Source organism: Thalassospira sp. ABL2_045 (assembly GCF_056161285.1).
On the sequence record NZ_JBSWYV010000001.1, the window covers coordinates 139,906 to 154,147 of the forward strand.

General features: G+C 55.0%; 13 protein-coding genes. 6 read left to right on the forward strand and 7 right to left on the reverse strand.

From position 1 onward, the window contains the following. Positions 1–513 precede the first annotated feature (513 nt). From ACXAIA_RS00655 to ACXAIA_RS00670, 4 genes are all read left to right on the forward strand, one after another. Positions 514–1,239, forward strand: coding sequence for a glutamine amidotransferase-related protein (locus tag ACXAIA_RS00655; RefSeq protein WP_475347643.1), 726 nt, complete (start codon positions 514–516; stop codon positions 1,237–1,239). A 212-nt stretch (positions 1,240–1,451) separates the two neighbouring features. Further along, positions 1,452–3,122: an adenylate/guanylate cyclase domain-containing protein gene (locus tag ACXAIA_RS00660; protein WP_475347644.1), complete on the forward strand. Its 1,671-nt coding sequence runs from the start codon at positions 1,452–1,454 to the stop codon at positions 3,120–3,122. Between the two features lie 198 nt (positions 3,123–3,320). Further along, positions 3,321–3,818 carry an Hsp20 family protein gene (locus ACXAIA_RS00665; RefSeq protein WP_475343372.1) on the forward strand — a complete coding sequence of 166 codons (498 nt, stop codon included), beginning with the start codon at positions 3,321–3,323 and terminating at the stop codon, positions 3,816–3,818. 16 nt (positions 3,819–3,834) lie between these two features. Next, the gene (locus tag ACXAIA_RS00670; protein WP_475343370.1) at positions 3,835–4,101 is read left to right on the forward strand and encodes a DUF1150 family protein; all 267 of its coding nucleotides are present in this window, start codon (positions 3,835–3,837) and stop codon (positions 4,099–4,101) included. 89 nt (positions 4,102–4,190) lie between these two features. Here the strand turns inward: ACXAIA_RS00670 and ACXAIA_RS00675 are convergent, their stop codons facing one another. The 7 genes from ACXAIA_RS00675 to cobA all read right to left on the reverse strand — a co-directional run bounded on the left by ACXAIA_RS00675 (position 4,191) and on the right by cobA (position 11,954). Beyond that, positions 4,191–4,943 (reverse strand): MBL fold metallo-hydrolase, encoded by a 753-nt coding sequence (locus ACXAIA_RS00675; RefSeq protein ID WP_475347645.1) that lies wholly within the window; start codon positions 4,941–4,943, stop codon positions 4,191–4,193. 200 nt (positions 4,944–5,143) lie between these two features. Beyond that, entirely contained in the window at positions 5,144–6,634 is a 1,491-nt protein-coding gene (locus tag ACXAIA_RS00680) for a methyl-accepting chemotaxis protein (protein ID WP_475343365.1), read from the reverse strand. 853 nt (positions 6,635–7,487) lie between these two features. Beyond that, positions 7,488–7,952: a YcgN family cysteine cluster protein gene (locus ACXAIA_RS00685; RefSeq protein ID WP_475347646.1), complete on the reverse strand. Its 465-nt coding sequence runs from the start codon at positions 7,950–7,952 to the stop codon at positions 7,488–7,490. Between the two features lie 88 nt (positions 7,953–8,040). Beyond that, entirely contained in the window at positions 8,041–9,366 is a 1,326-nt protein-coding gene (locus tag ACXAIA_RS00690) for a cobyrinate a,c-diamide synthase (protein WP_475347647.1), read from the reverse strand. Positions 9,367–9,470: 104 nt separating this feature from the next. Further along, entirely contained in the window at positions 9,471–10,085 is a 615-nt protein-coding gene (locus ACXAIA_RS00695; protein WP_475347648.1) for an SCO family protein, read from the reverse strand. A gap of 114 nt (positions 10,086–10,199) precedes the next feature. Next, complete coding sequence (locus tag ACXAIA_RS00700) at positions 10,200–10,982, reverse strand: sulfite exporter TauE/SafE family protein (protein ID WP_475347649.1); 783 nt, start codon at positions 10,980–10,982, stop codon at positions 10,200–10,202. A 117-nt stretch (positions 10,983–11,099) separates the two neighbouring features. Further along, complete coding sequence (cobA, locus tag ACXAIA_RS00705; RefSeq protein WP_475347650.1) at positions 11,100–11,954, reverse strand: uroporphyrinogen-III C-methyltransferase; 855 nt, start codon at positions 11,952–11,954, stop codon at positions 11,100–11,102. A 223-nt stretch (positions 11,955–12,177) separates the two neighbouring features. On the opposite strand from cobA, the gene ACXAIA_RS00710 reads away from it, so the two are divergent. Continuing rightward, on the forward strand, positions 12,178–13,296 hold the full coding sequence (locus ACXAIA_RS00710) for a cobalt-precorrin-5B (C(1))-methyltransferase (protein ID WP_475347651.1): 1,119 nt from the start codon (positions 12,178–12,180) through the stop codon (positions 13,294–13,296). A 96-nt stretch (positions 13,297–13,392) separates the two neighbouring features. Beyond that, positions 13,393–14,178 carry a cobalt-precorrin-6A reductase gene (locus ACXAIA_RS00715; RefSeq protein WP_475347652.1) on the forward strand — a complete coding sequence of 262 codons (786 nt, stop codon included), beginning with the start codon at positions 13,393–13,395 and terminating at the stop codon, positions 14,176–14,178. The last annotated feature ends 64 nt before the right edge of the window (positions 14,179–14,242 follow it).

Consider the following 14,242-nt stretch of genomic DNA (forward strand, 5'->3'; position numbering starts at 1 on the left):
ACATCATCTGTGGCCGGTCTGGTCCCCCCGACCAAATGGCCGCAGGTTTTGCAACCGCCCGTGCGTCACGCCGGGCGGTTTCGCATTTCCGGTCAAGATTTGCCTAGGCTCAAGACCTATTAATTTGGTTTGAATGGTCGCTCAGATTTGTGCGGATACGCGGAGCGAAGCCGCCGAAAGATATATATCTTTCAAGGTTTTGCGACAAAGTGGCCCGTGCAAATCTGAGCGATCCGAAGGACAGAGTTCATGTTTGCAAACTCCGACGTTAAACCCCTCGCGCGGGATACCAACCCGCCCAGCGGGCTTTTCCTTGGATTTCACAAACATAAACTCTGCCATTCCAATCAAATTAATAGGTCCTGACCCTAAATTCTCGCAGCACCGGGCTTGTCTTTGGCGCTAAAATCCCATAACTGAGCTTCAGGGTTGAAACGCATGCACATGGTCGCCTAGCGCTTATGTGCAGCATTTTGACGCTAGCGCCACATTGACGTCCAAAAAGGTTTCCGCATGAAGATCGGCATTCTTGAAACTGGGTTCGCCCCGGAAGAACTTCGCAAAGATTTCGCATCCTACCCCGGCATGCTTGAAAAACTGCTTGGTGATGTTGACCCGAGCCTTGAATTCGAAACCTGGACGGTGCTTGAAGACGTATTTCCGGCTTCGATCCATGATGCGGATGGCTGGGTGATCATGGGCTCCAAACACGGGGTTTATGAAAACACGCCCTGGATGATCCGCCTGCAGGACTTCCTGCGCGATGCCGTTGGTGCTGGTCAGCCGGTCTTTGGCATCTGTTTTGGTCATCAGATTCTGGCCACGGCGCTCGGCGGCAAGGTGATCAAGTCTGATAAGGGCTGGGGCGTTGGCGCCCACGACTATGCGGTTGATGCCAGCAAAAGCGACTGGCTTTCAGATAGCCCGGCAACCATCCGTATCAATGCCTTTCATCAGGATCAGGTTGTCGAACTGCCGAAAGGTGCCACGGTCTGGGCAAGTTCGGATTTCTGCCCTTATGCCGGTTTGCAATACGGGGAAAATGCCGCCTCGATCCAGCCGCATCCGGAATTCATGAAACCCTATGAAGAGGCCCTGTTGCAGGCGCGCAGTGACCTGATCCCGGAAGATGTGCATCAAGCCGCGGTGAAATCGCTTGAAACGCCAATCACGAGCGTTGATTTCGCGCGTTCGATGGTGAAATTCATGACGCGAAAGCGGGTGAAATCCGCGGCCTGACCACAAACCGTTCCGACACCATATACCAATGAACAGAAGCCATCAGAAACTCTGATGGCTTTTTTCGTGCCTGAAGACATAAAACACTTTATCAACCAAAGGTGTTGCATGATCCTGTCAAAACAGGACTGTACCAGCCGGCACCGGTCGACCGCAGAAGTCGACGCCCGATTGGGACGCTTAGGGACAAATGAAAACGGGCACCCGAACCGATGATCCAGAATTTGCGGCTGTATTCCGGCCTGACCATGTTTGCCTATGTGCTGACTCATCTGTTGAACCATGTCGCAGGCATCGTTTCACCGGAATTGATGGAGATCGTTGGCGACTACACCACCGGGATCTGGAAGTTCCCGCCGCTTGAAATCCTGTTGCTGGTCGCACTTGTCACGCACTTCTTGCTGGCAACCGGCCGCCTGACCAGCCGTCGGACCTTGCGTCTGCGCAAATCCGAATGGGCGCAGATGATTTTGGGTCTGTGTATTCCGTTCCTGTTGTTTCGTCATATCATTGCGACCCGGGTCATTGATCTGGGCTTTGACGTGGCATCGCCATATGAACGCGTTCTGCTTGATCTGGCGGTCTTCATTCCGTTTCAGGGGGTGTTGCAGGCGATCACGGTCATTGTCGTCTGGGCCCATGGCTGCATCGGCATTCATTTCTGGCTTCGGGTCAAACCGTTCTATCCGAAATGGCGCAACACACTTGGGACGCTATCCATCCTGATCCCGACACTGGCACTTGCGGGTTACGGCGCAGCCGCAGCCGAAATTGCCCGTCGTGCCGAAGAAGGCGGGCGCAAATATGTGTTTGGCGTGCTCGATGCCGCCAATGTCAATCAGGCCGCCATCACGTTCTATGAAAACGCCATTCTGCCCTTTACGATTGTCAGCATCGCACTTGCGCTTGCGCCCTTTGGCGTACGGCAAATCCGCCAGACCATTGACCGGGTCAAACGCGGCCCGATGCTGAGCCTGCCAAACGGGCGGTTTATTCGGGTTCCACCGGGTGCCACAGCCCTTGAAGCCCTGCGCGATGCGGGCGTTCCTATGGCATCGGTTTGTGGCGGCCATGGGCGCTGCACCACGTGCCGCATTCACTGTGGGTCTGGCACCGATCAGCTTGCCGCCCCAGGCCAGATCGAGGCCGCCGCCCTTAAAAGCATTCAGGCGCCCAAGGGCATGCGCCTTGCCTGTCAGATCCGCCCGCAAAATGATCTGGCGGTTGCACCGCTGTTGCCGCCAAACGCCACCGCGCGAGACGGAAGACGCCCCGGCGGGCTTTCAGGCAGTGAAAGACAGGTTGTCTGCATCTTTATCGATTTGCGCGATTCGACCAAGCTTGGCGAAAGCAAGATGCCCTATGACGTGCTTTTCATCTTAAACCAGTTCTTTGCCGAGATGACCGAAGCCCTGCGTGCCACGGGTGGGTATTACGCGCAGTTTACCGGTGATGGCCTGATGGCCCTTTACGGGCATGAAAGCGACGATACCGAACGCACCATCATGCAGGCCTTTGAAGGGGCGGCCGAAATGCTGCGCCGGATTGAGGGGCTTAACGAGCATCTGGAATCGGAATTGCCCCACCCGCTTCGCATCGGCATTGGCATTCACATGGGCAAGGCGATTGTCGGTGAGATGGGCCCGCCCGGCCGCGAAAACATCAGTGCGATCGGCGACACCATCAACACAACCGCCCGGCTGGAGGCCCAAACCAAGGGACATGGCGTGCCGCTGGTGATTTCCAAGACGCTGTTTGATCACGGGCCGATTCCCTTGCCGGAAAATGCGGTGATGCATGAGGTTGCCCTGCGCGGCAAGGACCAGTCGGTGGCGTATTATGCGCTTGATACCATGCCGGATCTGACACAGACCGGCAAATAGGCCCCATGCGGGTCACGCAATGCAGGCAAGGCTTGACTATTGGCGGGAAAACCACATTTATTTGTTTAAGGTTTGGGTTTAAACCTAGATGAAACGTCCGGTGCCGAATGGCTCGGGTCGGACACCCGGATGCCCAGAACGCAGATTGCGTGGGATCCGAATATAACCACACTCGCTCTGACGGAGGAGGTGCTGCAAATGTCGCGAATTTCAATGTTCAACAGCCCGTTGCTTTTGGGTTTTGATCAGATCGAACGCGTTCTTGATCAGGTCTCGAAAACCAAGGCCGAGGGCTATCCGCCCTATAACATCGAGCAGATCGGTGAAAACAAACTGCGCATTACGGTCGCGGTTGCCGGATTTGCCGAAGACGATCTGTCGGTAACCACCGAAGACAATCAGCTGATCATTCGGGGCAAACATACCGATGATGACAGCGAACGTGTCTATATCCACCGTGGCATCGCGTCACGCCAGTTCCAGCGCTCCTTCGTTCTTGCCGAAGGCATCGAAGTTGTCGGCGCGCATCTGGATAACGGTCTTCTGCATGTTGACCTGAACAGACCCCTGCCGGAACCGGTCGTGCGTGAAATCGCGATTGGATCGAACAAGAAAAAAGCTGTGCCTTCCAAGACCATTGACATGAAGGTCTCCGAAGAGGACAGCGCTGCCGATAAAGAAGACGGCAAAGCCTAACCAAGGAGTGGTTCAAATGACAAATCGAACAGCCAACCACGATACCAAAAGCGATCAGCGGATCGGCCAGGATACCGGGCTTCTTTCCAATGGTGATTTTGCCCTGCTGGGTATTCATGACTTTGCCTATGTCCGTCAGGTCCCCAATACCGAGGAAGACAGTGACGAACTGGTTTATGGCGTGTTTACCGCAGACGGCACCCATATCGCATCGTTTGAAAATCATGCCGTCGCGGATGCCGCCATCCGCCAGCACGATATGGAACCACGCGCCGTTCATTGATCAGAAGCGCGCCTGAGAGAAATGCAAAATGCCCGGCTGTGTGCCGGGCATTTTTTTGCTCGATCCTTCTGGCAGGCAATCGCGAAACGTCAGCGAATTTCGATGACCTCGCCCGGAACGGCGATGCGGACCTGTTCATTGCCCTGAATAACCTGGGCCATTTCGGCCCGCACATCGCGTTTGACATGATAAAGCCAGAACCGGGCACCGGGCATGTCGGATGCCAGCTTCAATACGGTTTCCAGATCACAATGGGCGGCATGCTGGGGATCATGTTTCAAAAGATAGGTTTCCTGAAACACAAGATCGGCACCGGTAAACAGGGCAGCGGTATCAGCCGTCACATTACCATCACCGGAATAGGCAAATCCCTTATCGGCATACCGCAGCAGGATGGCGTGGTTCTGAACACTATGGTCCGAGCGGGCAAAGCGGCATTCAAACGGTCCGATCTTTGATGTATCGGCAATTGAATGCCAGATGATGGTAAAGGGCCAGGCCGACCCGAGACCGGTAAAGCCAAGCTCCATCAGTTTTTCAAGATGGCTGCGCAATTGGGGCGAACACAGAATGCGCAGCGGTTTGGACCGCCCGTCATCGCGCCAATTGAGCATGATCGGCACCAGACCGAAAATATGATCCGGGTGCATGTGGGTAAAATAGATCGCATCGATCGCGTCTGGATCGGGAAATTTGCCCATCAGATGGCCGGCAACCGTCGCCCCACAATCAATCAGCAGCCGAAAGTCACCCGCCGACACCACAACAGACGAATTTTCAAAATTCGGGTCAAACGCCTCGCCGACGCCCAGAACATCAATGCGCAGATGATCGCTGTTCATTGCCTTATTGCCCCGCCATTGCCCCTATCGGGTTCAACTATACCAGTTTCAGACCGACATTCTTGTGATTTCGAGCATCACAAGGCAAGGGGTTCTGCGTTTGTCACAATGATCATCTTCGAACTGTCATATTCCAAAAGGAAGGGGCGGAACCAAACGGTCCCGCCCCAAAAGGCATTTTCAAAGTGACTTGGCCGGATTTAACGCGCAAGCACCTCGGCAGCTTCACGGGTTCGACGAACCGAAGCAGCTACGGTGTCAGTTGTCGTGCGAATGGCTTCAAGGTTCTGGGACATGCCTTCAACCGAATGTGCCATTTCACGCACGCTTGAGCTGACATTTTCCGTCACGGCAGTTTGTTGAGTGACAGCAGAAGAAATGTTTGTCACGTCATTGCGCACCGTCTCGACCGAGCCACGAATGGTCTCGAGCGCACCAGCGACTTCCGCAGAGATATCTTGAATGCCGCTAATTTCCTGCGTGATGTCCTCAGTCGCACGGGCAGCCTGATTGGCAAGGTTCTTGACCTCGTTGGCGACCACGGCAAAGCCTTTGCCAGCTTCGCCAGCACGCGCACTTTCGATCGTCGCGTTCAGCGCCAGCAGGTTGATCTGGCCTGCAATATTGCGAATAACCTCAACGATATTGCCCATTTCATCGACCACACCGGTCATGCGTTGGGTCATTTCGTTAGCGGTGTTGGTCTGAACATAAGCCCGTTCGGTTTCACCTTGGGACTGCGACATACTCTGCGAGATTTCAGCAATAGATGCCGCCATTTGCTCTGCACTGGCCGCAACATTGCGTGTCAGGTCCATGGTATTGGTCGACGCATCGACGCTTTGTAGCGTACGTGTGTTGAGCTCTTCGATATTATCGTTAATCTCGGAGAAGTTGCCATCAATCATCTGTTTGAGATCAATCAGAAGCTTGGTCTGCTCGGTAATGTCCGTGGCGAACTTGATCACCTTGATCGGATTACCGACGGCATCAAGAACAGGGTTGTAAGTGGCCTCAATCCATACTGGATTGCCATTCTTGCTAACACGCTGGAACTGACCGGCCTGGAATTTACCCTGACTAAGGTTCTGCCAGAATATCCGGTATTCGGAAGAATTGCGCTGATCGGCCGGAACAAACATGCTGTGATGCTTGCCTTTGATTTCATCAAGGCTGTAGCCGAGAACAGACAGGAAGTTTTCGTTGGCAGTCAGAACCGTGCCGTCCAGATCAAATTCGATCACGGCCTGCGACGTGCTGATGGCGTCAAACACGCTTTGCAGCAAAGCACGCTCGTTGCGGCGTTCGGTAATATCAGTCGCAAATTTGACGACTTTAGTAACCCGACCTTTTGAGTCAAAGATCGGGTTATAGGTTGCCTCAAGCCAGATCAAAGATCCGTCCCGACGTTTGCGCGGAAATGCACCGCTCAGAAACTCACCGGCCGCGAGTTTCTTCCAGAAGTCTTTGTATTCTGCCGAATTGACGATTTCTTCGGGAACAAACATCGCATGGTGTTTACCGATGATATCGGACGCCTTGTAACCCATCGTCTTTTCGAAATTTTCGTTAGCGCGTAGAATATTACCGTTGGCATCAAACTCGATGCGCGCCATTGAGCGTCCGAGCGCGGCAGCAACCTGCTGTTCGCTCCGCGCTTCCTTCTCACCCTTAAAGATTCCAATACCCACTTCGATACCCTTTTGGTTGACGGGATTTTCCCGTTTATCCCGTCATTTTTTCCGGGATCGCTTTTGTTCGACCGTTTGGTCAAGATTGTGCTTATGTAAAATCCCGACACACATGCGGGACGTGTGACCGAGATTACAGCAATGCTGTTCTATGCGTCGTTACAGGTTATACGGTTCGTTCTTGCGGGAAGATCATGACTTCTCACCAACCCAAAATAGGTGGCGACCAGTCAGTATCGGGACATTTGACGGTTCTTCGACCTTTGCGCCGGATATCCTGAATGATCTGGCATTCTGTACGAACGGCGGAAAACTGCACCGACGATCAATTACCCTACCCCGGAGCAACTGATCACCAGACAAAATCATATACATTAGTGTAGCGCAAGAAAAATTGAACTTTTGCCCCTTGAAAACCAATCTATGATACCCTTTGGCGGGCGAGAACGAGGTAATTCCAAAAACTATTTCATTTATTACAGCCTGTTGTTTCACAAATTATAGTAATTTAATAAACGGCCTATACCCGTAGAAATCTGCGTTGTTCATCCTGCCGACACAGTCATTTTCCAAAAAACACTTCTTTTGGATAGTACTTCGGTTGCATTAATGAGTGCGGGTCATCTTTGAGGTTGTCCGGGGATTTTTGATCGGGTCGAGTCTTCAGGGATTCGTCTTTGAAATTTGATACCGGCGGCACCCGATTCAAACCACACGCGGCCATGACGTGCCGATGCTTTCAGCCGGTTTTGCGCAGCGTTATGCGGCAAGTACAGCGGCCGCATTCTGGCTATTATTGACCGAGCCCGCATCCTTGGAATGCTATCGAGTTCCCTGACAACGCCAAATCGTATCAGGCCGGCCATTTGACAATATAGCGGGTCAGATCCGGATGCGCTTCGTCTTCGGGGATAGCCATGCCGCGCACCGACATGCCCGCCATGATGGCAGAGTCCGGAAAGCCGGTTTTAAGCGGATGCCAGTCGGGCAGTGGTTTGCCCTCGGCCAGCAGGCGATAGGCACAGGTGGATGGCATCCAGGTCAGGGTTTCGACATTTTCCTTGGAAAGCTGAACGCAATCGGGAACGTGTTCGGTGCGATTGGGATAGTCCTTACACCGGCACGAATGGCAATCAAGCAACCGGCACGCGACCGAGGTATAATAGACGAAATCGTCCTCTTCATCCTGAAGCTTGTGCAGGCAGCATTTGCCACAGCCATCGCACAGGGATTCCCATTCTTCCTGCGTCATTTCAGCAAGTGTCTTGGTTTCCCAGAACGGTTCAGGTCCTATTGCAGCGGGGGCTTTTTTAGTCATGGTCTCTCTCAAACGGGCCGTCGATCAGACATAACACACTCTAACCCGCACGTATGCCCCGATGAAATCACGTCCAATGATGGTGTGATCAACTCTGTGCGATCATATGGAAGAAGGAGCCAAACACTGACCCTTCCACCAGACCGGCCGGGCCCAGATCAAGGCCCGTCGCCGTTTTCATCCGACAAAACGGCATACCGTTTTCAGAAACTGTCGTCGCATAATGAAATTCATGGCCGCGCAGTTTCATGCCCGCCGGACCAAACGGCGTCGGCATGCCAAGCTGCGCCTCGCGATAGCCAAGATGCAGCCGGCGAGAGGCAAAACTGGTTTCAAGCGGCAGCAAACCCAGCATCTCATGACGCGTGCCACTGGCATCGACAAGGCCCTTGCCAAGGGTCATATAGCCCCCGCATTCGCCGTAAATCAGCACACCCCGGCTTGCTGCATCCTGCATCCCGGCCTTAAACGCATCTGCATTGGCGAGTGTTTCGGCATGAAGCTCGGGGTAGCCACCGGGCAGATAGATCGCATCGCAATTGGGGTTGGGGGCGTCGTTTGCCAAGGGTGAGAAGAATGAAACCTCTGCCCCCGCCTTACGCCAGCCATCGAGAATATGTGGATAGCTAAAGGCAAAGGCCGCATCACGCGCCACCGCGATCTTTTGACCAAGCGGGGCAATGGCCGGGGCCCGCACCGCGGGCGCTTCAGTCCGGTCGTCTTTTTGATCGAGCAAACCGATCAGGGCATCCAGATCGACATCTTCGCTGATGATATCAGCGGCGCGACCCAGAAACGCATCCAGTTCGGAATGCTCGCCGGCCTGCACCAGACCAAGATGGCGTTCGGGCAGGATCAAATCTTCGCTGCGTCGGACCGCGCCCAGAACCGGCAGGTCGGGCAGATGTTTGGCGCAGGCATCCACGATCATTTGCCTGTGGCGGTCGCTGCCAACACGATTAAGGATCACACCGGCGACATTGATGTCATCGCGAAACTTGGCAAAGCCCGAAATCACCGCCGCTGCCGAGGCCGACTGGCCTTTGACATCGACCACCAGAACCACCGGCCACCCGGCAAGGGCCGCAAGATCGGCGGTTGAGCCATCGCCATTCGCCGCCCCGTCAAAAAGGCCCATCACCCCTTCACACATCAAAAAGGCTTTGCCTTGGACATGGTCGGAGGCAAGGGCGTTGATCTGATCGGGCGTCATCGCCCATGGATCAAGACTGATGCAGGTGTCGCCACACGCGGCTGCCTGAAAGGCCGGGTCAATATAATCCGGCCCGGTTTTGGCCGCGGCAACCGCATGGCCCTTGCGCGTCAGGGCACGCAAAAGCGCCAGTGTGATTACGGTTTTGCCGCTGTTGGACGCGGGGGCCGCGATTACGACCCCCGGAATGGTGTCAGGCATTTAGGGTCAGGACCTATAAATTTGCTGTGAATGGCTCGCCCAGCCGAATTCATCTGCCATGATCATGGCATTGCGCGGCTTGGGAGCCAAACTCAATCACATCATCAGCCGTTCTTTTTGACGGCCTCGGTTACGCCCTTGGCCATGTCTTCGGGGCTGGTGCCGTAATTGAAATGGCGGACAAACTGCCCATCACGGTCCATCAGATAGACAAAGGACGAATGGTCCATCAGATAGCTGTCGGTATCTTCGGGCTGACCTTCGGGGATCGCCTTGGCGTAATAGACCCGATAGGCCTTGGCAGCCGCCGTCGTCTGTTCGACCGTGCCCGTCAGACCAACCATGCGTTCATGGAAATAGGGAACATATTCGGCAATGGCTTCGACCGTGTCGCGTTCGGGATCAACCGTAAAGAAGACCGGGGTGATTTCATCTGCGATGTCTTTGGGCATCATATCAAGTGCTGTGCCCATGACCTGCAATTCGGTCGGGCACACATCCGGGCAAAACGTATACCCAAAGTAGGTGAGCATGTATTTGCCTGCAAAATCTTCCTGGGTGACGGTTTCACCATCCTGATTGACGAGTTCGAACGGACCACCGATGGATGCCGATCCCGACGAACTGGTTTCCGTACCCATCATCATCAGGCGATAGGTCAATCCGATGCCAAGCACCAGGGCAATTGCCACAATTGCCAGAAGCGTCTTTTTGCTCACGCGTTCACCTCATTTCATAGCCAGCCAAGCACCGCCAGCCTCTGTGCATCACGAACTATTTCCGCACTATAGATATCCTGGTCATTCTTGCAAGCACGCCCCCTGTGGGAAAGCTCACACCCAACCCATTGCCGATGCTGCCAATGCAAACAGGATCAGACCATTGACGATCATAAGCCCGCGCCCAACGGGCGCCATCACGGCGCGCAAACGTTGTGCGGCATATTGCCCGACAAAGCCGATGACAACCATCATCGGCACCGTGCCAAGACCGAAAACCAGCATCACAGCGCCACCATTAAGCGCAGCCCCCGTGGCCGCCGCCAAAACAAGCGCCCCATAAACCAGCCCACAGGGAATAAAACCCAGCATCACGCCAAGCAAATAGCCGCGCAAACCAAAGGGGGCCGCAAACAAAGGCCGCGCATGATTGCCCACCAATTTGTTCCACCAACGGGATTCCCCCGTGGATGGAAACAAACCACCCAGATGGGGCATCAGGCCCAGAACACCGAAAACAAGAAAAAACAGACCGGCTGCAATCAACAATACAGGCCCGATCCACCAGATCCGCGTAAGGGCGGAAATACTGTCTGTGAAATAGCCGGCCAAAACACCCAGCAGGCAATAGGTCGATAACCGTCCGAACTGATATGGCAAAAGGGCCGCCCCGGTAAGGCGGCGGAGCTCGCTCATTTTTTCAAGCGGCACCTGTTCCATCCGGCTGGTGACCTGACTGACAACGAACGGGCCGCACATCCCCGCACAGTGGGTAACGCTACCGACAAGCCCGGCCACCAGGGCCGTCAAAAGCACGCCGCCATCGGTACTGACAATTTCAGCACATTGCGCCCAGCCGCTTTCAATTATCCTTATCAGTACCTGCTGTTCGTCCATGATCCATCCGGCTTAAAGCTGTGCGCGATTGTACAAATGCCTTGCCGGGCGGCAACGATATAAATCAATTCGTTGCCATCATAATTGGAGTCTTTGCGATTAGATTGAACCGTTATTTTAAGGATCAGCCGGTGTCGTGATCAGATCAAGCACCTGTTCGAACGGCACATGACGCACGGCGGTCACATCATCTTGTGGCGAAAGCCAGTTCAGACGATCGCGCAAGCCAACAACCTTGCCCAGAATGCAGACCGCAGGCGGTTCAACGCCTTCGCGTTCGACATCATCGGCCGCCTTTTCAAGCGTGGTGATCAGAATGCCCTGGCCCGGTGTGGTTGCCTGACTGATCACCGCAAGCGGTTCATCCGCCGCCCGGCCATTGGCCATCAGTTCCGAGGAAATCCGACGCAGATGTTTCATCGCCATATACATGACCAGCACCGGTGCACCCTTGGCGAGGGCTGCCCAGTTGATGTTGTCAGGGACTTGGCCACTGGACCCGTGGCCGGTGACAAAGGTGACCGATGAATTGCAATCGCGATGGGTGGTCGGAATACCGGCATAGGCTGCGCCTGCGATCCCGGCGGTAATGCCCGGCACAACCCGGAAGGGCACATTGTGATCGACAAGCGTCATGCCCTCTTCGCCGCCACGGCCAAACACAAACGGATCGCCGCCCTTCAGGCGCAGAACACGCAGGCCCTTTTTGGCCAGTTCGACAAGCTGCAGGGAAATGTCGGTTTGCTTGGATGACGGACGACCGCCGCGCTTGCCGGCATAAATGCGTTCGGCATCCGGGCGCAGCAGGTTGAGGATACGGTCATCGACCAGCGCGTCATAGACAACGACATCGGCCTGTTGCATGGCATTGACGGCATGCAGCGTCAAAAGACCGGGATCACCGGGCCCCGCACCAACAAGCCATACCCAACCCGGCTCAAAAACCGGAAAATCAACACCAAGCTTCGTCATCACGCATTACTTCTACTTAAATGAAATGCAGCCCTCTGTGCAGGACCACATCAAGAAGATATGTTAAACAGCAATCAAACGATACGCACAACATATTTCCGAGATTTTTTCGTATAACTTTTCAAATAACATAAATATTCATGTTTAATTGAGTTTCCGATAGGGATCTCGCCCGCCCTCAATAGCGAAAACACCGGCAGGATTAACAGGAAAAAATCATCTGATGACGCGAAAACCGGACGGACCACTGCGCAAGGGATGGACGACGGGGGCCTGTGCCACCGCCGCAACCCGTGCGGCGTGGCAGGCATTGCTGTCCGGTGATTTTCCTGATCCGGTCACCATCACGCTGCCGCGTGGGGAAACCCCGTCATTTACGCTGATCAAGGCAGAAAAGGGCGATGGCTGGGCACGGGCGAGTGTGATCAAGGATGCCGGTGATGACCCCGATGTCACCCACGGAGCGGAAATCATATCAACCGTCCGCCATGGGAAACCCGGAAGCGGCATAACATTTCATGCCGGTGACGGGGTGGGAACCATCACCAAGCCGGGCCTGCCATTGCCACCAGGCGAAGCCGCGATCAATCCCAAGCCACGTGAAATGATGGTCGGGCAGATCACGGCCCTTTGCGATCAGTTTGGCGCAACAGCGGATGTCGAGATCGAGATTTCCATTCCCGGCGGTGCGGAAATTGCCAAACAAACATGGAACGGGCGCCTTGGCATTGTTGGTGGCTTGTCGGTTCTGGGCACGACGGGGATTGTCATTCCGTTTAGCTGTTCGGCGTGGATTCATTCGATCCATCGCGGCATTGATGTCGCGCGCGCCACCGCCCGCGAACATGTTGCCAGCGCGACCGGCAAAACGTCCGACGCCGCCATTCGCAGCTTTTATGGCCTGCCCGAAGAAGCCATTCTTGATATGGGCGACTTCGTTGGCGGCATGTTGAAATATCTGCGCAAAAACCCCGTACCGTTCGTCAGCATCGCGGGCGGTTTTGCCAAACTGGTCAAACTTGCCCAAGGCCATCTTGATCTGCATTCAAGCCGATCTCAGGTCGATTTCGACCGGCTCGCACAAACCGTGGCAGCATGTGGCGGGGATGAAGGCCTGCAAGATCAGTGTCGCACGGCCAATACCGCCAAGCAGGTTCTGGAACTTTGTCAGGCGGCGAACGTTAAGATTGAAGACACCATTGCCCGTCAGGCCTGCGAATCCGCACGCGCAACGCTTGATGGCGCCTGTGCCGTGGAAATCGTCATCACCGATCGCAGCGGCACCATCATCGCCCGCCATGGCATGGGCGATTTTGAACAGTTCAGGCCAACCGCACCATAGTGGCGCCCGTGCCATCTGGCGGTTAAAATATGGCCCCACGTGCCCGTAAGACAGGTCCACACGGACCCCACAAAGCAACAAAAAGGTTTTCTGCCCATGTCCCTCTCCCGTCCTGCCAGCCGTCCGAAACACATCCTTATTTTTGGCGGGACCGGAGACGCAAATCGCATTGCCGAAGACCTGATGCATGAGTTCGGGCGCGATATTCGCCTGCAGCTTTCGCTTGCCGGACGTACCAGCGCGCCCAGCCTGCCCGATGGCGTGCCGGTGCGGATTGGCGGTTTTGGCGGACCGGAAGGCATCATTTCCTATGTCAAAAGCGAACAGATTGATCTGGTGATCGATGCCACCCATCCCTATGCCACCGAGATTTCGCACAATATCGCTCAGGCCTGCCACGCGGTTGCCATGCCCTGCATTCAGTTCCACCGCCCGGCCTGGGAAAAGACCGAACAGGACAACTGGATTTCGGTGAAATCGATTGAAGAAGCCGCCGAAATCCTGCCCGACGTTGGCACACGCGCGCTGATCGCAAGCGGGGCAAAGAACCTGCATGCCTTTGAGGGACTTGAAAAAACCTGGTTGCTTGTACGTACGGTCGATGCGCCGCGCGACCCGTTCGATCTCGAACATGGTGAATGGCTGTTTGCCCGTGGCCCGTTCAGCGTTGAAAGCGAGACCGAGCTTCTTGAACGTCACGAGATCGATGTCATCGTCAGCAAAAACAGCGGCGGCGATGCAACCTTTGCCAAGATCGAGGCAGCCCGCAATCTGGGCATTCCCGTGATCATGATCGAACGCCCGGGCGGCGAGCCGGTCATTCAAGCGCCATCGCGCCGTGAGATCATTGAAAATGTCCGCCAGATTCTTGATCAGGCCTAATTCGACAGGGTTCCAGTCGAATCTGCGGCATCCAAAGCCCTTCCCCAGATAGAATAGTTCCAGC

Bases quoted from the DNA above. Each gene is read 5' to 3' on its own strand.
- ACXAIA_RS00655 (WP_475347643.1), top strand. From the start codon at position 514: ATGAAGATCGGCATTCTTGAAACTGGGTTCGCCCCGGAAGAACTTCGC.
- ACXAIA_RS00660 (WP_475347644.1), top strand. From the start codon at position 1,452: ATGATCCAGAATTTGCGGCTGTATTCCGGCCTGACCATGTTTGCCTAT.
- ACXAIA_RS00665 (WP_475343372.1), top strand. From the start codon at position 3,321: ATGTCGCGAATTTCAATGTTCAACAGCCCGTTGCTTTTGGGTTTTGAT.
- ACXAIA_RS00670 (WP_475343370.1), top strand. From the start codon at position 3,835: ATGACAAATCGAACAGCCAACCACGATACCAAAAGCGATCAGCGGATC.
- ACXAIA_RS00675 (WP_475347645.1), bottom strand. From the start codon at position 4,943: ATGAACAGCGATCATCTGCGCATTGATGTTCTGGGCGTCGGCGAGGCG.
- ACXAIA_RS00685 (WP_475347646.1), bottom strand. From the start codon at position 7,952: ATGACTAAAAAAGCCCCCGCTGCAATAGGACCTGAACCGTTCTGGGAA.
- ACXAIA_RS00690 (WP_475347647.1), bottom strand. From the start codon at position 9,366: ATGCCTGACACCATTCCGGGGGTCGTAATCGCGGCCCCCGCGTCCAAC.
- ACXAIA_RS00700 (WP_475347649.1), bottom strand. From the start codon at position 10,982: ATGGACGAACAGCAGGTACTGATAAGGATAATTGAAAGCGGCTGGGCG.
- cobA (WP_475347650.1), bottom strand. From the start codon at position 11,954: ATGACGAAGCTTGGTGTTGATTTTCCGGTTTTTGAGCCGGGTTGGGTA.
- ACXAIA_RS00710 (WP_475347651.1), top strand. From the start codon at position 12,178: ATGACGCGAAAACCGGACGGACCACTGCGCAAGGGATGGACGACGGGG.
- ACXAIA_RS00715 (WP_475347652.1), top strand. From the start codon at position 13,393: ATGTCCCTCTCCCGTCCTGCCAGCCGTCCGAAACACATCCTTATTTTT.